Here is a 19,234-nt window from a genome sequence, read left to right on the forward strand (position 1 = left end):
CCGCTTCAGAACCTTGGCGATGCCCGGAGCAAGCGTCGTTCGTGGCGTCAGTATCTTCTTCATCGTTTGGCCAAAGCGTTCTCGTCAGCCTCGAATTTTACCTCCCTCGCGTTAATGCGACAGAGCCTGTGCGGCAGGATGCCGAACGTACAGCCCAATGCTGCGACGATTGCTGCACGCGCCCCGCGCGACAAACCAGCGCCCACTGTGACGAGTGCGCCGGTTCCGGGCGAAGCTACGACGATCAGCGACGTGACCAGAAATTCGATGCTCATGGCCTCTCCGTCGTGGATACGCAAAACCAGAGCATGCGTGCGACGCGCATTGGAATGTCGCGTTGAAAACAGGGGAAAAGGAAAAATAGCAAGATCGTGCCTCACACCGGAGAAAGAGATTGAGCCTCGATTCTCCGCGTCGGCAGTCCGACGGTCTTGAACAAAATTGCAGGCGTAGGCGGTCAGCCGACACCGGCGGCGAACGCACCCGGTGTCATGCCGAAACTACGGACGAACAGCCGCGTCATATGGCTTTGATCGGAGAAACCGCTCTGCGCGGCAGCTTCGGCGAGCCGCGCGCCATGACGGATCAACTGGCGTGCGTGATGAATGCGGCGCTGCAGGATGTAAGCGTGGGGCGTGAGGCCGGTCGCTTTCGCGAAAGCGCGCAGGAACTGATAGCGGCTCAGCCCGGCTTCGTCCGCGAGTGCCGTGAGCGTCACCATAGCTAGGGGATCGTCATCGATCAAGGCGCGGGCCGAAGCGATTCCGGCTGGAATGCACCGGTGTGTGGCGGATGCGGGCTGGAGCAAGCCAGCTAGCACGAGCAGCAAGGTCTCGTCTGCCCTCAGCCCGTGCGTGTCTGCAATGTTGCCGGTCATTGCCCGAAAAAGTTGGGCGAATTGCGCTGCGATTCTTCGGTCACTGACTTTTGGTTGGCTGAACTCGCAAGTCGCTCCTTTGCGGCCTTCCGTAATGTCCGTGGCCAACTCGGCAACGATCGCGGGGTCGAGATACAGCATTCGCCATGAGCGCCCGCCGTCGCCGATCGGTGCCCCGTCATGCACTTCGCCAGGGTTGACAGTGATTACGTCACCCGCACTGGCTTCGACGAGACCACGGCCGCTCGTCGATTTCTGTGCGCCGCGCTCGATCAGACCCACACCGAACTGCTCATGGGTGTGCCGGCCAAAGACGAGCGTGGTGTCCGCTTCTACAGCTTCGATGCCACTTCTTTGGCAAATCAACTGCCGAAATTTGGTGCGTTTCATTTCCCTCATGACCTCCGGGTCGCGTCGCACACACCCACGTTGCCAGTGCGAGAGTTGTACCTGCGACTATGTACACAAATAATGACGTCGCGACGGAGCGCACCTGTATACTTACAGAAAACCTGCATCCGCGGGAGTCGTCGATTTCTTCGCAGCACCGATGGATAACAAAGAAAAAAATGTTTTGTGGGACGGTGGCGATCGCGTCCTGTGGCGAGAACAGTCCTCGGCAGCAGCCGGCCAGAATGTGCTGTTCGCGCGGCTTGCCGCTGAACAACCCATGCCCGCCAGTCTCGATCGGCTTGCCCACGAGTTGGCGCTAAAGGACGAGCTTGACAGTGCGTGGGCGGTACGCCCGCTGAGGCTGGTGCGTGAGAACGGACAGGTCTCGTTGGCATTCGAAGATCCAGGTGGTGAACCACTCGTGCGTCTGCTCGGCACACCACTCGAGATCGGGTACTTCCTCGAAATCGCTTGCGGCATTGCGGCTGCGCTAGGCAAGCTTCATCAACGCGGCCTGGTCCACAAGGATCTGAAGCCCGCGCATATCCTCGTGCATTGCGCCGACGAACAGGCGCGGCTCACCGGATTCGGCCTGGCCTCGCGCCTGCCACGCGAGCGCCAGGCGCCCGAGCCACCCGAAACCATCGCCGGAACACTTGCCTACATGGCGCCCGAGCAGACCGGCCGGATGAACCGCTCGATCGATTCGCGCAGCGATCTGTATGCGCTCGGCGTCACGTTCTACCAGATGCTTACCGGCGTGTTGCCGTTTGCTGCCACGGACGCCATGGAATGGGTGCACTGCCATATCGCCAGAACGCCATTGGCACCCAACGCGCGGGTGGAAGCCATCCCCGCCGTCATCTCCTGCATCGTCATGAAGCTGCTCGCCAAGACGGCTCTGTCGCATTAACGCGAGGGAGGTAAAATTCGAGGCTGACGAGAACGCTTTGGCCAAACGATGAAGAAGATACTGACGCCACGAACGACGCTTGCTCCGGGCATCGCCAAGGTTCTGAAGCGGCTGCACTATCCGCTTGAAGTGATCCTGCTGTGCGTGCGATGGTACGTTGCTTACTCGCTGAGTCTTCGCAATCTCGAGGAAATGATGGCTGAGCGCGACATTGGCGTCGATCATTCGACGGTGCATCGCTGGGTTGTCAAGGTGGTACCGCTGTTCGAAAAGACGTTTCGCAAGCACAAGCGGCCGGTCGGCAAGAGCTGGCGGGTTGATGAAACCTATATCAAGGTTAAGGGCTCGTGGAAGTATCTTTACCGGGCAGTGGATAAGGCGGGCAACACCATCGATTTTCTGTTCAGGGCCAAGCGGGACAAGGCTGCTGCTCGGCGCTTCTTCGAAAAGGCAATCGGTCAGAACGGCTCGCCCGAGACGATAACCATCGACAAAAGCGGCTCCAATCTGGCTGCGCTTAACGCGGTGAATGCCGAGCGCGAGACGCCCATCAAGGTTCGTCAGATCAAGTATTTGAACAACATCGTCGAGCAGGACCATCGGGCCATCAAACGCCGGATCCGACCGATGCTCGGGTTCAAGGATTTCAACTGCGCGCGCGTCATTCTGAGTGGCATCGAATTGATGCACATGATCAAGAAAGGACAGATGAAATGTTCGAGCAAAACTGCGCGGTCCGCCGCCCAGCAATTTTATTCGCTGGCATCATAAGTCATCCTTCGCATATTGCATTTGCTTGACTCCCTTTCCTTACTGCGACAGAACCGGTTGATTGCGCCGGGGATGTGATCCTCTGCAAATTCCCTCTCGCATCGTGCGTCGATGATGAGGTCGTACTCTTCAAATCGATACATGCGCGCCCGCCCTTCCTATCGAGAATTTGTCGACGTGGCTATTCTGGCAAATTTGAGGAGGTCTGACCCGAAAATTGACATATGCGACAGGGCGATGCTGAGGGCGGTCCTCGTTTGCGCCACTCGAATCCGATGGCGTCGATGTAGCGCGTCCGTGGCACTGCGCCGTCCCCGGCCAACATGTGCACGCATGCAAAGCAAGATTAATTGCGCGCCTTGAAGTTATCGATGCGTTTCGGTACCGAAACAAGGTCTACGCGCCGTGGTTGACCGACGCCTGAAGCGGGCACTCCAACATGCGCCCGGCGGCGAAACAGGCATCATCATTCGACCAGTACTAGACATGCACACGTACGTTGCCGATGCCGGAGACGGACAGCAGCAGGCAACGATACCAAGTAACGGGCTGCGAGGTCAGTTTGAAAGTCGAACGTTTTTGGAACAGGCGCGGGATTGGGTGTATGACTCGTGGCCTACAGGTTAAAACCCCAATGTCGTGTCACGAATCTCGGGCCGCGTGATTTCCGCGGGTGCCTGCGCCGAACGTTTCTCCGGGCGGCGCCACCGGTACCACGATCGATGCATGCGTCGGCCCTCGGCGCTCAGCTGCACCCACATTCGCCACACTCGTTTCGCGGCGTTTGATCCCGTCTCACTCTCGGTAGCGGCTGCTTTGACGTCGTTCGTCACAGTCCCGCGGGTTTCCCTCCCTGCGATATTTGCTTTCGTAGTCGCGAAGTTCGCCGGCGTGATCAGTTGCCGCGGCCCGGCCGGGCAGAATCGTCACAGCGTTCGCATCGCCCGAAATCAGCAGACGGGTCACCCAACAACTCAGCATGAACTCTGCGTGTCCGTAACAGTACGTGGAAAACGGATGTGGCGCGCAGCGTGCTCCGAGTCATGGAAATCGAGATCATTTTTTTAGCGGAGCGGAACCGGCACTTAGCGCGGCGTTACATATTACGTGTTTTTCACTACAAGTTTGCCTTTCGCATGCACGAGCTGTGAGATTGGGGGCCGACCAAGGCAAAGACCGCCGTCCGGAAATACGCAGACGACAAACGCCCGTGAAACATTCGATGCAAACATCGGCGCAAGCCTTGCCCGACAGGACTTTACGGGCGAAAGACATCTACCGTGGGATGTTTCACGGGTGCAGGAAAGTGCAGCCACATGATCGCCCGAATGTGCGCTCGTTTTCGTAGGCCCGACTCGCGATTGGCGTTCGTAAGTCCCGCGAAGAGCGAGTCTCAGGAGCGCGGCACCAGCATCAACTAATGACTTCGAGGTGGCGCGCACCATCCGGCACCGCATCGACGACCAGCCGGCGGTCGAAGGTGGTCAGCGTTCCCCCGTGGCGCCGCGCGAGGGCAAGCAGGTACGTGTCGGTCACCTGGTCGGTCGCGAGTACGCGGCTGACGTCAACGTGCTCCGGATCGAGCAGGCTCAGGTCGTCAGACCAGAATGTGTGGCCAGGATGTGCGCGCAGCTGCGCGACAAGCGGCGCTACCGCGGCAGGCGTCTCCAGCGTATTCGGGTAGCGCGGATTGCCGATGATGCGAAGCACGCCGTTTTCAGTCAGCGGGCAGGTCGCCCAAGCGGCGTGCCCTGCCCGGCCGAACCATTCGTGCGCGGCCTCGTGCTGTACATGACCGGCGTCGAGCAGCGCAATTAGTACATTGACGTCAAGCAGATAAGTCATCAGGGCGCCTCGTCGAGCAGCTGGTTGACGAGTTCGGGCGTGACCGTCCGCGCGGTGCGGGCGTTCGGCAGCACCGGCAAGCCGTTTCGCATGGCCGGAGCGGCTGCGGGACGCTGCAGCGCAGCGCGCGCGAGTTGCGAGATGATGCGGCCGATCGACACGTGCTCGCGGTCCGCGCGAATGCGCGCGACAGCGAGCACGTCGTCGTCGATATCGAGGGTGGTTCGCATGGGACCTCCATAGCATCCAGTTGTTTCACAACTCGTCAGAATAGCCCACATCGCATCACGCATCAAGCATCAAGCATCAGTTGCCACCCAGAGATCCTTCCGACCGATCCACCCACCCTGTGCTGCCGGTCTGGCGGGAAAAATCGACTTGAGGATAATATGTCCTTCTTCACGCCGAACGATCACCTCCGGGCCACGGCGATGCTCGCACCCGCACGCCGGAGACAACGCACCACCCGGTCTATAGCTGCTGGAGCTCGCGTGTCGCGCCTGCCACCGGGCGCTCCATCAGATCGCCGATATCCGAATGTTGTAAATGAACCCGCTCGCACCAGCCCCGGGTGTCGATGCACCATACAGCGGTTAGCAGCCGCGCCCCAAGGAACAGGATCCGCCCGAGGTAGCTGCAGTCGTGCTCTGTCGTCGCATCGGGCATCGCGACCACGGCCGCGATACAGGCGATCGTTGCGAAGCACGGCGATCGACACGGAAGCGCGAATCGCTTTTTCAGGTTTCTCCGTGGTAGTGTCCGCTGCATTCAGAAGGACGATTCTGCCCCGCGCCGCGTCCGCCTTGATTCAAATCAGAGGTGATGCCCGGACCTCTACGCGCGGTTGCACGACCTAGATCACGTCCAGCGTGGTTTCCGTTTCACGCTCAAGCACGGAAAATCCGCCGCGCACCAGTCACATGCGGCCGGCTCTCTCGATATGCGAGCCCGCCATGTTCTGGTGGCGTCCAAGTGGCTGTGATCGCGGCCGGTCTGCCCGGAACACCAATGTGTGGCCGTGTAGCGCCAAAAGCCTTCGACATGGGCCTCGTCAGCTGTCGCACCCTATAGCGGCCGTCCGAGTCGCCGTGCGTGGCACGCTTGCGCGCGAGGTACGTCTCTCTATGGAGGCGCCGGCTCTCCTGACGCCTCGTCGACCTTCAGCGCTTCCGCAGCACACGCACCTGCGTATCGACTAAGTCTGCGAAATGCTCTCCGAGGCAAACGCATGTGTTACCCCCGCCGCATCTCGACAGGCCAGACGCCGGCTGCGCGCAACCGCCCCGCCCAAATAAGGGGCTCACGGCGGACAGCACCCCTCGCACGACCCAAGGTAAAAGCCGCACCTCGCCTTCTCCAGCCAGATTTTCACGACAGCAGGCTAGCTGCCGACCGCGTTGCATGGGCGGATCACGCACGCCACGCCGCATGCCCCGCCGGCCCGCCAGACTCCGGGCAGATGGGTGGCGGCGAGGGCAGCGGTCAATTCGCACTGTGCCAGCCAGTAATGTGGGGCACTGCACCCGCGGGTGGGCCTCCGGCGCTTCCAGCGCCCCGCCTCAGGCGCGGTCCCAAGTCAGGTTGGCGGGATTACTGGAAATCATCGACACTAGCGTTCGAGTTGCTTCGCAGGCTCTCCGGTCGCATCGTCCATTAGGCGGCATGTCTCTCTCCCAAACAGTCAGGCTTGTTCAGGCTCTTCTCTTTCAGGCGACGCCTGACCAGCAGACGTCAAGGGGATAGGTCGCCCGAGTGTCGGTACTACTGACACCCTAGGCAGCATCGGCCGTGTGGCCGATATCAGGAGGTTCGACGTGTCAGTAATACTGACACTTCGGCGCCCGACACGAGGCGTGCCGTGCGGGTCGCAACGTAACGAAGGTCCGGGTGTCAGTACTACTGACACCGCACCACGTCGCCCGGGGTAGAGCGCTATTGGGAGGTCCGGGCTATTTCTGAGTGTCCGCATTACTGACACTCTAGCGTTGATCTGCGGGCAGCCCGCATTTGGCAATGGACCCCCAAAAAAAAGCCCGCAGTCTGCGGGCTTTTCTTCGGTGAGTTCGATTACTGCTGCGTGCTCGGTTCTTCCCTGTACAGTTCACTGATAAGTTGCCGGATTCGAGTCTCTTGAGCTTCGCTAAGCGACCCGGTCTTGATTTTGACGGTGAACGAGTTCACGTCCTTGGTAATGCTACCGGCCTGTTCCTTGCCCGAAAAAAACTTCGCGATGCTCCGCTCGCGGGCCTCCGTTCGTGAAGCCTGACGGGTGGCCTGCGCTACGATTGCGGCAGCATATCGGCCCTGGAGAATTTCCCCTTTGAGAACGTCCGACCATAAGTCCTTTGCCGCAGCCAAACCGGCAGCGCCATGCCTTTTGATAGCCGACACAATCTCCTCTACGGCGTTGCACCCAAGCAACGCGGGTTGCAAGTCCAATTGCTCCTTGATGAAATCAGGTAGCTTCTCGAACGCCAAAAATTGATAGAGCCCAGTGCGAGACATGCCGAGTGACTCAGCGAGCCGCTTTCGATTCGGAAACTCTGCTTCCGCACGACGAAGCGAAGTCGCTATTTCATAGTCGGTCAGGTTGGACCGCCCGATGTTCTCTACCAACGCGAGAACAACCATATCCTCATCGGAGCACTCGACTATGACGGCCTTGATTTGCTCCATGCCTAAGATTTTGTGCGCGCGCAATCGCCGCTCACCAGCGACCAGTTGGTAGCCGGACTCAACGCGCCGCACCGCCACCGGCTGAACCAACCCCTTTTCGCGAATAGACTCTGCAAGATCTGAAAGCTCGGCCTCGACAAAAATCCGCCGCGGCTGCCATGGATTCGGCACAACCTCCGCAACCGGAATCGTTGCTTGGCCGCCAGTCGCTTCCAACTCTTGAATTTTAAGTTGTGCGGCTGCCAAGGCCCCTGCCATCCCAGGCCCTGTCTTTGGCTTCTCGAGCACGGGCTTGGTCGCGTCCATCTCCTCGTCAGAAATTGAGGACGTCTTCCGTAGGTTGGCGGTTTGTAGAGCCATACGATCACGAATGCTGCTCATTGTGCGAGACTCCATTCGTCGACGTACATGTTGTCAATCCACTTGCAGTATTCAACCAGTGGTTGCCGTACACGCTGCACCGTCTTTGAGACCCCGTCGGATTTGCTGAGGTCGAACACTGTTGAGAGCGCGAGCGCGCCGTTGCTCATCACCGAACTCGCCGGAATCTCGGTCGTGGTCAACCAGTCTTCGTAGGCGCGTTGCGTCCAAGAGCGAACGATGGGTGCTGACGACGTCGGGCTTGTATCCACCTTCGACAGAATCACGGAGATGAAATCGTAGACCTTGTCTGACTCCTTCTCCATGAAGTTCGCGGCTATATCCGAAAACAGCCCCCAAAACGATACCGAACTGATGAAGTCTAGGCTCTCCGGCACCAAGGGCATCACCATCGAATCAGCCGCCATCAATGCGTTCAATGTGAGGTAGGAGAGGGAGGGAGCTGTGTCCAGAACGATGTAGTCGTACTTCTTACGCAGCGGCTCCAAGCCTTTCCGCAGGATTGCCCAAAACTGATAGCTCGGGCGCGTCTTCAGCATCGAGGGGATGAAAAACTCCGCACTGAACAGCGATGGATGTGCGGGAATCACATCCAAGCCGTCCCAATAAGTTTCCTTGATCGCAGATTCCAGTCCGCCTTCCATCTCCTCGTTATAAATAAAAGGGAGAACGGTCGAATCCTCATCGACCTCGTTTTCGGCATAGAGTCCGCAGAGTTCAGACAGGGAGGCCTGTGGGTCCAGGTCAACCACAAGCACTTTCCGTCCGCGCAACGACAACCCTTGCGAGATACACATCGTCGTCGTAGTCTTCGTCGACCCACCCTTAAAGTTGGCGACTAGAACAATCTTGCCATCTGCTTCGCGGCCGGTCACGAGCGGCGACTGATAGATTTCCGACAACTGTTGTACGTAGGTGCGCGCCTCGGCCAAGGTAAACAGGCGGCTGCGGCCCGTGCCGTGTGCAACGCCCGGCGGCAACGTGCTTCCTTCCCGCGTCGCTTGGTAGTGAAGCTTGGTCCGGTCCAGCCCGCACAGGTCTGCTACTTCGGCAGTCGTAAAGTTCGGTGGTGACTTTCGCGGCCTCGGCGTGAGAATCTGCTCGCGCAGCTCAGCCGTCAGCCCGTCCAGTTTTTTCGCGAACTTAGCGATTTTCGCTAGAGGAACCTTGCGTGTGATAGCGGGAAATTCGACTTTAGACATGGTTTTTACACTTTCACCGGAAATCGTGACGAAGCGTAGAATACTCGAAAACTTTAAAAAAATCGCTGTCGCATAAGCTAGTTTCTTAAATTCTCCCCCTAATCCACTGAAAAACAACGAAAAAAGATCGAACGGCACGACAGAAGAGCCAGAACTGGCTGCTCGTGCGGACGCATTCCCAAACTTGATGGTGAGAGAAATTGTTGAAATACGTTGAAGCAGCGTTGTGATGGTGGGTGCGAAGAATTGTTGAAATCTGCCAGTTGACGTGCCCGTCATGCTTCTTTCAACAATTCCTCTCACCATCGCATTGCCGCGAAATGCGGACCATGTTTTTGCCCCAGAGAGTTCATCGCTCCCGGGCCGGAGTCTTCCGACGGCCCACAACGCAAGCGTTATGCTGGTTTTCACTGCAAGGACAACTGTGCTTGCCTACAAAAATACTCACCATCATCAACCGGTTATTGTGTTATCCACAGATGCGCTGGCCGCAAACGGCCGTCCGGTGGACCTGGGTGCTGTTCATGCCGATAAATCGAGCACGCCAGCTGCGTGGTGCCACAAAAGCACTCACCATCCTCCAACAAAACCACTCACCCATTTCGAGCTATTTTTGGCCGGCAAGCCCCACCAGGTAAGGGTCTCCGGGATGGGAAGCGATATTCAACAAAAATTCTCACCGTCACTTCGCGCCTACAGAATCACTCACCAGACGCTGGTAAACTTCTCACGCTAGTCAAGGATTTCTACTCACCTTCTGCCTACAAAAGTCCTCACCTCTAGCACAAAAATGCTCACCCACAAGGGAATAACCCATTGTTATTACAGGGATCGCGGTTTCTCTGTTGTTAGTTGGTTGGTTTTCGCTTCTAAAAGACTTTGAAAAACATACCACCGTCCATCGCGACGCTCGACCGAAAAAAAGGGAAGGTGAGTAGATTTGTTGAACACACACGTCCCAATGGTGGGTGATTAGAATTGTTGAAATGCCCCATTTCATGGTGAGTCTTTTTGTTTTGACATCTCACCTACACGTGATAGAGTCTCCGCGACCGGCAACTAGGGGCAAGATCCTCGATGGCAAACAACATTACCACACGCGCAACCTCGCGCCAGCTGTCGTTCGAGCTGTTCGAGGAGATGCTCACCACCGATACACCGATCAACGAATCGACGAAAGAGATTGGCTATCAGCGTAACAACGTTTTTATAGACATCACCGATGTGGGTATTACGGCCAGGCGACTCCTGGACGCAGCGCACTTCATCGTGGCGCAGGAGCCGACTACCCCGAAGATCTATGACGTCGAGCTGAGCTACTTCCGATGGCTCATGCGTTATGACAGCTACAACTACAAGCATCTGCGAACAGTTGTGTCCGAGGCTCAAAAAGCCTTGATTCAGGTTTCGGCCTCGCCCCCTGGCAGCACGTCCCCGGAGGACGAAAAGTGGGTGTCCGTACAGCTCATCGGTATCGTCGGTATCGACAAAGGGCGTATCACTTTTGCGGTTCCTGAGCCGCTCATTCCGCACATCAAGGATCCGGTGAAGTCGCACTGGCTGAGCCTGCGAATCACCTCTGCCTTCACGCTTACCTATGCTCGAGCCATTTACGACCACGTCATCGGTTACGTGGCAGAAGGCATAACCGAGTGGATCGAAGTCGATGTGGTACGTGGCTGGCCTGGGAAGGCTGCGTCGACTGCAACCGAATTCAAGTACTTCAAACGCGACAACCTCGACAAGGCGGTTAAGCAGATTAACGCAGTCTCCGACATCGACCTTAGCTACGAGACTCGCACCGTGAGCCCGAAGTCGAAAAAGATTGACCGGATTCGTTTCAGGTTGACGCGCAAAGAAACCGCTGGAGCTATACGAGCTAGCCTGCTTGGCGCGCAAGAGATATACACGACGCTGAAGAACGAATTCGGCTTCACCGAAAAGCAGTTCAACACCATCTCGCAAAACCGCGCTGTGTGGTCCGATGAGCGTATTCTCCAGGCAATCGAATACACGCGAGCCAAGGTCGACTCCGGCCAAGTCAAGAAGAGTCCAGGCGCCTACCTGCTAAAAGCCATCACCGATGGCTACAAGCTATCAGATGCTGACCGCAAAATGCTAACGGTACAGCAACAGCAGCAGGAGCAGGAGAGGGCGGAGTCCGGCGCGAAGCAACTGGCGATAGCGGCCGTCGCCGCCAGCACCGCAGCGGCAGAGGAGCGCAGCAAAACACAGACCGTCGAGAACGCCGACCTCGGTCGTGAGGCGTATCACAAGGCGGACGGCAAGGCGCAAAAGGACTTCATGCGTGCCTTTATCGCCTCCGCGGCCGGCAAGCTGGCCATCAAGCGGGTGAAGCTCAACCCGTTGACGATTCATGAGTCGGAAGTGCTGGCGCATAAGGACCTATCCTTTGCGCTCTACTCGTTCGTGTTTCTGCGCACCAAAGCGAAAGCCGCCACCAAGGCTTAAACGGTACGCGAGCACTCGGCTCCGCACCTCGCAGACTTGCTCAAGCATCTCCCCCTAGCTCGCATTCACGGTCATTGCGTTAATCGAGACCGTTTCACCACCATGCGTCTCGTGCAGACGCCGAAGATGGTCGCGTCGAGGATGCACCTCCGCGCTTTGCTTTTTGGTTTGGAAACCGACCGGCTGATCGATAGCGAGCCTATCGATCAGCCGGTCGATATCGTTTCATGATTGGCATTCACAATGCACAACAATTCGTCCGTAATGCCGAGTTATAGGTCGGGTGCGTGAGAGACCTGATTGAATGGCATCACAGGACCGGCTCTCCACTCATCGAGTGCTCTGCACACGATGACGTAGGCGGTCCGGAAGCCGGATCCTTCGGACTGGCCCTGCACATTGGGAAACTGCCGCCGACCGACGGCCAACATGTAGTCGTCACAGCAGCCATACTCGTCGGGCCCGGCATGATTGACGACGTTGTCTTTGGACGCGTCTCGGGCTGAATGCAACGATGTTCTAGTATTAGCAGGGTGCCGCGGCCGTGTGGGGAGAGCCAATTTTGTCGCCGAGCTTCCAGCTACTGCATCTCGTCACTCGCCAACATCAGGGGAGTCCTTGCAGTCCGCCGACTGCGCGGCGGGTGTTTACGAGTTCGAGCATCACTTGCCAGTTTTCCGGTTCAAGATCGCCAACTGTATTTATAAAACATCCCCTCGAGTCGGTGCGGGCAAAAGGTGCACCGTTATGGGAGTGAATCCGGCCCGGCTCGGTCTGCTGCTGGCCGCCAGATACACCCGAGCCCGGCCCGGTCGCATAACAAGGCCCAGGCCGAGTAAGGGATTGCGGCGTCTTCGCTGATCCAGCGGCGCACTTGCCGACCGCCATATTCCGACATGCCGAGATAGCGCGCAACCGCGCGTCCCGGCAAGCCGGTGCGCCGGATAACCTCCTGAATCTCTGCTCCGCTCGGCTGCTCCCAGCCGTCCTCCGCCGATCGCAGGCACGTGGCCCGGATTTCGATGTGATAGCTCATCCTTACCTCGAACCGTTTATTTTTCCATTTGTTTCGTGAAGATCCGGTCCCCACGGCTCACGCCGCGGGGTCGTCATGCGCCCTGCGGGGGTTCTGTCGCAGTAAGGAAAGGGAGTCAAGCAAATGCAATATGCGAAGGATGACTTATGATGCCAGCGAATAAAATTGCTGGGCGGCGGACCGCGCAGTTTTGCTCGAACATTTCATCTGTCCTTTCTTGATCATGTGCATCAATTCGATGCCACTCAGAATGACGCGCGCGCAGTTGAAATCCTTGAACCCGAGCATCGGTCGGATCCGGCGTTTGATGGCCCGATGGTCCTGCTCGACGATGTTGTTCAAATACTTGATCTGACGAACCTTGATGGGCGTCTCGCGCTCGGCATTCACCGCGTTAAGCGCAGCCAGATTGGAGCCGCTTTTGTCGATGGTTATCGTCTCGGGCGAGCCGTTCTGACCGATTGCCTTTTCGAAGAAGCGCCGAGCAGCAGCCTTGTCCCGCTTGGCCCTGAACAGAAAATCGATGGTGTTGCCCGCCTTATCCACTGCCCGGTAAAGATACTTCCACGAGCCCTTAACCTTGATATAGGTTTCATCAACCCGCCAGCTCTTGCCGACCGGCCGCTTGTGCTTGCGAAACGTCTTTTCGAACAGCGGTACCACCTTGACAACCCAGCGATGCACCGTCGAATGATCGACGCCAATGTCGCGCTCAGCCATCATTTCCTCGAGATTGCGAAGACTCAGCGAGTAAGCAACGTACCATCGCACGCACAGCAGGATCACTTCAAGCGGATAGTGCAGCCGCTTCAGAACCTTGGCGATGCCCGGAGCAAGCGTCGTTCGTGGCGTCAGTATCTTCTTCATCGTTTGGCCAAAGCGTTCTCGTCAGCCTCGAATTTTACCTCCCTCGCGTTAATGCGACAGAGCCAGCTCAAGTGCGGCGGTGGGGTTGTCCTGCGCGATATAGTCGAATAGCCTGCTGCGATCTTCGCGTGCCCTCGGGCGCCACTCGACGATCAAGATTTAGCCCCGCTTCGCGCGATCTTTTTGCGCAGCGCCGCCTTCTTTTCGGCCATCTCCTGCTGCACCTGTGCGTGCGGCACGTTCGGGCGAGGGTCGTCGAGCGACTCCTGCACCTGCTCACGGAACCACCTGTCGTACGCGCGCGCGGCATGTGCCTCTTTGAGCGCGGCCGACCGATCCGGCCGGGTGACGCGCTCGGCCGCCTGCGGATCGTAGCCAGCCGCGTCCACGTCGAAGTGGCTGATGCCCATGCCGCGCAGGAAGCTCACCAGCGTTTCCAGCTTGCGAAAGACGCGAACGTCGCCGCGCTTGGCCGAGAGGAAACGCTCGGTCAGACCATAGCGCGCCGAGATCGTCCAACCGTTGCCGTGGCCAATGACATGCGCTGCGCGCACGGCGCCTGCTTCCACGAGTTGCGAAAGGGTTTTCTGGTCGATGGTGTCGGTTGCCATGTCAGTGCTCCTTGACGAGCTCGGGACGCCAGGAGCGTACGACGGCCTCGAACTGACGGCCGTAGCCGAGCGTATCGGGGTAGCTGTTCGCGCGCGTGGCAAGCCGGAACACGACGCACATATCCTCGGCAATCGCCTCATCCACGGACCACCCCGTCGTAAGATCGTACGCGCCGCAAGCGCCGGCGTTCCACCACGCGAGCAGGAAATCAGCCACGCGCCGACTCTGGTGGGAGTCGCCGCGCGCGTGCTCAAGCAGGCGTTCGAGCGCCGTGCGCTCGGTAACTGTCATCTGATCAGGTCGCATCGTCTCTGCTCCGTGAAGGTCAACTCGCACTGATGGTGGTCTTGGTTTTATAATTATACAGGCGACCGATTTATTGTAAATTGAGTGTTGCATTATTCTTGGCCCTTGGCCCTTGGCCCTTGGCCCTTGCCCTTACTGGGCATGCGGGACGGCGCCGCCGGTTGCCTGGATGTATGCGTGTGCGCATGGGGCGCGCGTCTTAGTCTTATATAGTCGTGTTGCGCGGCATAATGAAATGGCCAGCCCGATCCCACCGACCGTTCTACGATAGGCAGTTCGGTCCACGGTAGAGGAGAGCGTCATGAACGAGATCACGCTGATCGGCATCGATCTGGGCAAGCATGTCTTTCATCTGCACGCGCAGGATGCAAAGGGGCGCGAGGTATTCCGCAGGAAGCTCTCACGCACGCAACTGCTTCCGTTCTTCAGCAATCTCAAGGCGGTTACCGTCGTCATGGAGGCATGCGCCGGCGCACGCTGGCTCGCACGCAAGCTCAACGCGATGGGACACCAGGCCAAGCTGATTTCGGCCCAGTACGTGCGGCCTTTCGTGAAGAGCAACAAGAACGACTATATCGACGCCGAAGCGATCTGCGAAGCCGCATCCCGGCCCGCCATGCGCTTCGTCGAACCGCGAACCGAAGCACAGCAGCTACTGGTCGCCTTGCATCGGGCGCGTGAGGGGCTGGTCACCGAACGCACGGCCACCATCAACCGTATTCACGGCATCCTGCTCGAGTTCGGCATTGTCGTTCCCTTATCGAAAGCCACGCTACGCCGGTTGCCCGATGTCCTTGCGGTTCACGATCTGCCACCACGGCTGATCCTACTCATGCACCGACTGCATGCTCACTATCGGTACCTGGACGAGCAGATTGACGATGTCGAGCGGGATCTGACGTTACAACTGCGTGAAGACGAGAATGCTGCCCGATTACTGTCGATTCCCGGCATTGGCACCATCACGGCAAGCCTGCTGGCGTCCGAGATCGGAAGCATCGCGCAGTATGCGGGCGGGCGAAACTTTGCGGCAGCGATTGGGCTGGTGCCGCGGCAGCGCAGCACAGGCGGTCGGAGCACACTGTGTGGAATCAGTAAGCGCGGCGACAAGCACCTACGTCATCTGCTTGTCCAAGGCGCACGAGCCATTATCCAGCGCGTAGAAAAGCGTACTGACCGGCTCGGAGAATGGATCCGCTCTATGCTAACCCGGCGGCACTCGAACATAGTCGCATGTGCCGTCGCGAACAAGCTTGCGCGCATCGCCTGGGCGCTGCTCACCAGACACACCGCATATGATGCCGCGCGCCTGGAGCTCGCGAACTGATTCACCGTTTCATCCAACAAGGTTTTGCGACTGCTGGAAGTCTGATGATCCAACGGCACAGCGACCGGACGAAAAACCTGACAAGTTCTACAGCTCACAGCAGCTGCCGACATTTTGAGGATCGACCGGTGCGGTTTTCACCGCGGAACAACGATTCCGGATAGATTTGCGCAAGCCACGAAGACATCGGAACCAGAGGTTGCAAAATTCGGGCTGGCCATAGATTTGAACTTTGGCCATCCGGCGGGCAGCACCGGTACCCGAGACGCGGTGCGGTGGCTGCGGCAGAGATCATCGGTTGCCACCGAAAGTTGGCGAGAATTGTGACGGTGCGGCATCGGGATGCGGCTCACGATTAGCGTCCATAATCGCCCCCTCGGTGGTCGCCCGCTTGGGTACAATCTGTAGGTTTTTGCAGTCTTGCGCCTGCCGACCTCCCAGTACCGACCTCATGACAAACAGATTTCGTTGGACAAACGCTTCCGTTACGACTTTTGCTGCCGGACGCGACCCCGTCGAGATGATGGAGCAGAAGGCGCGGGAACTCGTCCTCAGGGCGATGGACGAAGGCTGGGCCGGGCCTCCGTTCGACCCGCTGGCGCTAGCCAAGTGGCGACATATGCGCGCCGAAGCTCGCGGCGATATCCCCGACGCCCGCACCGTACCAACTGCGGAGGGTGAGCTGGTATTGCAGTACAACCCGACGCGGCCTCGCGGCCGGCTCCGTTTTTCTATCGCCCACGAAATCGCCCATTCGCTTTTTCCGGATTGTGCCGAGGAAATTCGTCATCGTGACGGAGGCCCCGCTCCCGGCAAAGACAACTGGCAGCTCGAGGTCTTATGCAATATCGGCGCGGCCGAACTGCTGATGCCTCTTGGTAGCTTCTCGCAACTGACGGGGCTCGAACTCTCGATGCAATCCGTGAACTAGCTTCGCAAGAAGTTCGATGTGTCTGCTGAAGCTTGCCTGATTCGGCTTACCAAACTTGCGACCACACCTTGTGCCGCCTTTTGCGCTTCTCGTCACGAGGACGGTCAATATCGGCTGGACTATGTCATACCCGCGCCAGGCTGGAAATCGCCGGTGACGGCAGGGCATGTCGTTCCCGAGGGAAGTGCAGTGGCCGAGGCAAACGCTATTGGCTTCACGGCAATCGGATATGAACGGTGGTTGCCTGACTCACCCATGTTGAGGGTAGAGTGCATGGGGCTCGCGCCCTACCCGGGTGGCTTAGCGCCGCGCGTCGTCGGATTGTTTGTGGTCGATGACGAGACGAGGCTCGAAGTTCCGCAAGTTGTCGAGGTCCAGGGAGACGCGCTGGCACCTCGTGGAGAAGGTCCGAAGATTATTGCGCACGTGATTCCCGACCTCAACGTGCCGTGGGGTGGGGCCGGGTTTGCATCGAATTTGCGCCGCAAGCATCCCGCCGTTTGGGAGCAGTTCAAGGCGGATGCGCCGGGAAGGAATCAAACGTTAGAGTTGGGCCATGTCTTTACAGCTCATATCGCGGAGCAAATTTCCGTTGTCCACATGGTCGCTCAGCACGGCATCGGAAAATCCCAAGCGCAACGTTTGCGTTATGCTGCTCTTGCCGACTGTCTGGTGAAGGTTCGTGAACTCGCGAAGGAAAGTGGTGCGTCCGTACATATGCCTCGCGTTGGAACTGGCCACGGCGGGGCGAACTGGGACATCGTCCGAGAATTGATTCAGGAAGAGTTGGTTGACCGAGGGGTTGCAACGACTGTCTATATGTTGCCGCGCTAAGAAGAATTTAAAGAAAAGACTGAGAGGGGCAAATGAAGCCCAGATTCATCATTCTGTCCGGGCGACTGTGCGCGGGCAAATCGACGCTTGCGAAACTCCGGTCTGAAAAGGCCGGTGCTAACCTGATACGATCGAGAGATCTTCTGAGCAGCATTTCCGGGGCGCATTCGGGCGATGCGCTGGACCGTGCTGCACAAAATCTCGAACAGACCACGAACGGTCAGTGGCTTGCCGAAGCTATCAACAAGCAGCTGATGTATCAGCCGCCAGCGGAGCCCACCTCCGTCATCGATTGGGTGCGTACGGTAGACCAGGTCAAGTTTTTACGTGCGAGTGGGTGGCCCGTCACGCATGTCCATCTGAAAGCCAGCGATGCAGCTGTGGATGAGCGCAAAGCGAATAACGGGGCCGGCGGCAGCGAGAAGTCACAACGCTCTTTATCAAGACAGGCGCAAGACCTCGAGGCAATCGCCGATGTCGTCATGGATACAGACCGCTGCAACGCGAACGATGTCTTTGCACGTGTGGCCGCGAGGTTAGAAGTGCGTCCGGTGATCGCCGAACCGCTTGTGGACGTGCTGATTGGCGGTCAGTATGGTAGTGAGGGAAAAGGTAACATTGTCCATTACCTGGCGCCAGAGTATGAAGTGCTTGTTCGAGTCGGCGGCCCCAACGCCGGTCACAAGGTGTTCCGTCCCGGTGAGTCTCCTTATACGTTCCATCAGCTACCATCGGGCGCGCTTGCGAACCGCGACGCGACGCTTGTCATCGGCGCAGGTGCCGTCATTAATCTCGAACACCTGCTTCGGGAAATCGGCGAACTCGACATTAACTTCAACAAGCTTATCATTGACCCGCAAGCGATGATTATCGACAAGACTGTCGATATCCCATGGGAGACTGAATACCTGAGATCGGCGATTGGCTCGACGGCGCAAGGCGTCGGCGCCGCAACTGCCCGAAAGATTCTTTATCGTCGGACCGACTCGAACGTCCTTCTCGCGAAGGACGTACCTGACCTCAAACACTACATCAAGGATTCAATCGAATTCTTCGCAGAGTGCCTGTCAAAGCGACGCAAGATTATGCTCGAAGGCACGCAAGGGACCTCGCTCAGCCTCCATCACGGGTTCTACCCGCATGTGACTTCACGGGTCACCTCCGCGACAGGGTGTCTTGCCGAGGCCGGCTTGTCAGCCCGGCACGTGCGACGCGTAGTGATGGTCTGCCGCACGTATCCGATTCGTGTCGGTGACACGGACACCGGAAACACTTCGGGCTTCATGAGTCAGGAGATTTCCGTCGAGGAAATCTCGCGCCGCTCCCGTATTCCTCTTGAGGAACTGAAACGCACCGAGACCACGTCTACTACGCACCGGCCCCGACGTATCGCAGAGTTCGATTGGGCGCAGCTTCGACGGTCTCTGCTTCTGAATGGCCCAACCGACATCGCTCTCACGTTCGCCGACTACTTCGGAATCGAAAATCGCAAGGCATATCGTTACGAGCAGTTGAACGCGGAGACGCTTCGTTTCATTGAGGAGGCGGAAAAGGTCAGCGGGATTCCTGTGTCGATGATTTCAACAGCCTTCAATGAGCGCAACGTCATCGACCGGCGTATGTGGTGATAACCAGAACGGCAAAATATCAAATGGATCTAAGGCGCTACTCGGAGCGTTATAGAGCGGAGTGGATAAGGAAGGCAGAACAGGATGAAGCAGCAGACGCTGGCGATGGAAGCTGACGAAGGTGCGGGTTTCGAGAGGCACCGCAAACGGACGCGGCGCGATG

21 protein-coding genes and 1 pseudogene are annotated in these 19,234 nt (G+C 58.1%); 9 read left to right on the forward strand and 13 right to left on the reverse strand.

What is annotated here, in order from left to right; all coding sequences use genetic code 11:
- Positions 1–59: 59 nt before the first annotated feature.
- Both ACLFKU_RS39300 and ACLFKU_RS39305 read right to left on the reverse strand, forming a co-directional pair.
- Positions 60–275, reverse strand: a complete 216-nt coding sequence (locus ACLFKU_RS39300) for a hypothetical protein (RefSeq protein ID WP_410852794.1) — start codon at positions 273–275, stop codon at positions 60–62.
- 182 nt (positions 276–457) lie between these two features.
- A complete protein-coding gene (locus ACLFKU_RS39305) occupies positions 458–1,267 on the reverse strand; it encodes an AraC family transcriptional regulator (RefSeq protein ID WP_410852795.1) in 810 nt (269 codons plus the stop codon).
- Between the two features lie 160 nt (positions 1,268–1,427).
- Here ACLFKU_RS39305 and ACLFKU_RS39310 point away from each other — a divergent pair.
- Together ACLFKU_RS39310 and ACLFKU_RS39315 are read left to right on the forward strand one after the other, a co-directional pair.
- Positions 1,428–2,171 (forward strand): annotated as a pseudogene (locus tag ACLFKU_RS39310) (serine/threonine protein kinase); the annotation flags it as partial.
- Between the two features lie 60 nt (positions 2,172–2,231).
- On the forward strand, positions 2,232–2,954 hold the full coding sequence (locus tag ACLFKU_RS39315) for an IS6 family transposase (protein WP_410852044.1): 723 nt from the start codon (positions 2,232–2,234) through the stop codon (positions 2,952–2,954).
- On the opposite strand, the gene ACLFKU_RS39320 is transcribed toward ACLFKU_RS39315, so the two are convergent.
- The 5 genes from ACLFKU_RS39320 to ACLFKU_RS39340 all read right to left on the reverse strand — a co-directional run bounded on the left by ACLFKU_RS39320 (position 2,936) and on the right by ACLFKU_RS39340 (position 9,058).
- The gene (locus tag ACLFKU_RS39320) at positions 2,936–3,097 is read right to left on the reverse strand and encodes a rhodanese-like domain-containing protein (protein WP_410852796.1); all 162 of its coding nucleotides are present in this window, start codon (positions 3,095–3,097) and stop codon (positions 2,936–2,938) included. The two genes, ACLFKU_RS39315 and ACLFKU_RS39320, sit on opposite strands and share 19 nt — an antisense overlap.
- Positions 3,098–4,367: 1,270 nt before the next feature.
- Positions 4,368–4,799 (reverse strand): TA system VapC family ribonuclease toxin, encoded by a 432-nt coding sequence (locus ACLFKU_RS39325; protein WP_094779160.1) that lies wholly within the window; start codon positions 4,797–4,799, stop codon positions 4,368–4,370.
- Positions 4,799–5,029 carry a CopG family transcriptional regulator gene (locus ACLFKU_RS39330; RefSeq protein WP_410852797.1) on the reverse strand — a complete coding sequence of 77 codons (231 nt, stop codon included), beginning with the start codon at positions 5,027–5,029 and terminating at the stop codon, positions 4,799–4,801. Before ACLFKU_RS39330 ends, ACLFKU_RS39325 begins: the two co-directional genes overlap by 1 nt.
- A 1,837-nt stretch (positions 5,030–6,866) precedes the next feature.
- The gene (locus ACLFKU_RS39335) at positions 6,867–7,856 is read right to left on the reverse strand and encodes a ParB/RepB/Spo0J family partition protein (RefSeq protein WP_410852798.1); all 990 of its coding nucleotides are present in this window, start codon (positions 7,854–7,856) and stop codon (positions 6,867–6,869) included.
- Complete coding sequence (locus tag ACLFKU_RS39340) at positions 7,853–9,058, reverse strand: ParA family protein (RefSeq protein WP_410852810.1); 1,206 nt, start codon at positions 9,056–9,058, stop codon at positions 7,853–7,855. Before ACLFKU_RS39340 ends, ACLFKU_RS39335 begins: the two co-directional genes overlap by 4 nt.
- Positions 9,059–9,455: 397 nt before the next feature.
- Between ACLFKU_RS39340 and ACLFKU_RS39345 the strand changes: the two genes are divergently transcribed.
- The 3 genes from ACLFKU_RS39345 to ACLFKU_RS39355 all read left to right on the forward strand — a co-directional run bounded on the left by ACLFKU_RS39345 (position 9,456) and on the right by ACLFKU_RS39355 (position 11,761).
- On the forward strand, positions 9,456–9,794 hold the full coding sequence (locus tag ACLFKU_RS39345) for a hypothetical protein (RefSeq protein WP_410852799.1): 339 nt from the start codon (positions 9,456–9,458) through the stop codon (positions 9,792–9,794).
- Positions 9,795–10,135: 341 nt separating this feature from the next.
- A complete protein-coding gene (locus tag ACLFKU_RS39350; protein ID WP_410852800.1) occupies positions 10,136–11,530 on the forward strand; it encodes a replication initiation protein in 1,395 nt (464 codons plus the stop codon).
- Between the two features lie 102 nt (positions 11,531–11,632).
- Positions 11,633–11,761: a hypothetical protein gene (locus ACLFKU_RS39355; protein ID WP_410852801.1), complete on the forward strand. Its 129-nt coding sequence runs from the start codon at positions 11,633–11,635 to the stop codon at positions 11,759–11,761.
- Between the two features lie 514 nt (positions 11,762–12,275).
- Here the strand turns inward: ACLFKU_RS39355 and ACLFKU_RS39360 are convergent.
- From ACLFKU_RS39360 to ACLFKU_RS39380, 5 genes are all read right to left on the reverse strand, one after another.
- Entirely contained in the window at positions 12,276–12,566 is a 291-nt protein-coding gene (locus tag ACLFKU_RS39360) for an XRE family transcriptional regulator (RefSeq protein ID WP_187638532.1), read from the reverse strand.
- 144 nt (positions 12,567–12,710) lie between these two features.
- Entirely contained in the window at positions 12,711–13,433 is a 723-nt protein-coding gene (locus ACLFKU_RS39365) for an IS6 family transposase (RefSeq protein WP_410852044.1), read from the reverse strand.
- A gap of 48 nt (positions 13,434–13,481) precedes the next feature.
- A complete protein-coding gene (locus ACLFKU_RS39370) occupies positions 13,482–13,589 on the reverse strand; it encodes a type II toxin-antitoxin system RelE/ParE family toxin (protein WP_410852802.1) in 108 nt (35 codons plus the stop codon).
- Entirely contained in the window at positions 13,586–14,044 is a 459-nt protein-coding gene (locus tag ACLFKU_RS39375) for a hypothetical protein (RefSeq protein WP_410852803.1), read from the reverse strand. Before ACLFKU_RS39375 ends, ACLFKU_RS39370 begins: the two co-directional genes overlap by 4 nt.
- A 1-nt stretch (position 14,045) precedes the next feature.
- Complete coding sequence (locus ACLFKU_RS39380) at positions 14,046–14,351, reverse strand: hypothetical protein (protein WP_410852804.1); 306 nt, start codon at positions 14,349–14,351, stop codon at positions 14,046–14,048.
- A gap of 301 nt (positions 14,352–14,652) precedes the next feature.
- Here ACLFKU_RS39380 and ACLFKU_RS39385 point away from each other — a divergent pair, with 301 nt between their 5' ends.
- The 4 genes from ACLFKU_RS39385 to ACLFKU_RS39400 all read left to right on the forward strand — a co-directional run bounded on the left by ACLFKU_RS39385 (position 14,653) and on the right by ACLFKU_RS39400 (position 19,071).
- The gene (locus ACLFKU_RS39385) at positions 14,653–15,678 is read left to right on the forward strand and encodes an IS110 family transposase (RefSeq protein ID WP_410852805.1); all 1,026 of its coding nucleotides are present in this window, start codon (positions 14,653–14,655) and stop codon (positions 15,676–15,678) included.
- A 520-nt stretch (positions 15,679–16,198) separates the two neighbouring features.
- On the forward strand, positions 16,199–16,609 hold the full coding sequence (locus ACLFKU_RS39390) for an ImmA/IrrE family metallo-endopeptidase (protein ID WP_410852806.1): 411 nt from the start codon (positions 16,199–16,201) through the stop codon (positions 16,607–16,609).
- A gap of 18 nt (positions 16,610–16,627) precedes the next feature.
- Positions 16,628–17,443 (forward strand): hypothetical protein, encoded by an 816-nt coding sequence (locus ACLFKU_RS39395; RefSeq protein ID WP_410852807.1) that lies wholly within the window; start codon positions 16,628–16,630, stop codon positions 17,441–17,443.
- A 32-nt stretch (positions 17,444–17,475) separates the two neighbouring features.
- Positions 17,476–19,071, forward strand: a complete 1,596-nt coding sequence (locus ACLFKU_RS39400; RefSeq protein WP_410852808.1) for an adenylosuccinate synthetase — start codon at positions 17,476–17,478, stop codon at positions 19,069–19,071.
- On the opposite strand, the gene ACLFKU_RS39405 is transcribed toward ACLFKU_RS39400, so the two are convergent.
- The coding region (locus tag ACLFKU_RS39405; RefSeq protein WP_410852809.1) for a hypothetical protein at positions 19,024–19,234 on the reverse strand (211 nt) is incomplete at its 5' end. The two genes, ACLFKU_RS39400 and ACLFKU_RS39405, sit on opposite strands and share 48 nt — an antisense overlap.

This window comes from Paraburkholderia sp. EG304, assembly GCF_046543485.1.
Lineage (GTDB): Bacteria > Pseudomonadota > Gammaproteobacteria > Burkholderiales > Burkholderiaceae > Paraburkholderia > Paraburkholderia youngii.